This is a genomic window from Arthrobacter sp. SPT-J7 (assembly GCF_059089965.1).
On the sequence record NZ_JBNHFF010000596.1, the window covers coordinates 1 to 369 of the forward strand.

The following is a 369-nucleotide window of genomic DNA, read 5'->3' on the forward strand; positions in this document are numbered from 1 at the left end:
GTGCTGGCACAGGCACTGGTAAAGGAAGGCCTGCGCAATGTTGCGGCCGGCGCCGACCCGCTGTCCCTCAAGCGCGGCATCGAGAAGGCAGTCGAGGCTGTCACGGCCGAACTGCTGAATTCCGCCAAGGAAATCGAGACCAAGGAAGAGATCGCAGCTACGGCTTCCATCTCTGCCGGTGACGAAGAAATCGGTGCCCTCATTGCCGAAGCCCTGGACAAGGTGGGCAAGGAAGGCGTCATCACTGTCGAGGAGTCCAACACCTTCGGCCTGGAGCTTGAGCTCACCGAAGGCATGCGCTTCGACAAGGGCTACATTTCGGCCTACTTTGTCACCGACACCGAGCGCCAGGAAACGGTCCTCGAGGAT

Annotated in this window: 1 protein-coding gene; it reads left to right on the plus strand. The window is 60.4% G+C overall.

Going from position 1 to position 369, the window contains the following annotated elements; translation table 11 throughout:
• The coding region (locus tag AC5RWX_RS34455) for a TCP-1/cpn60 chaperonin family protein (RefSeq protein WP_494100600.1) at positions 1 to 369 on the plus strand (369 nt) is incomplete at both ends.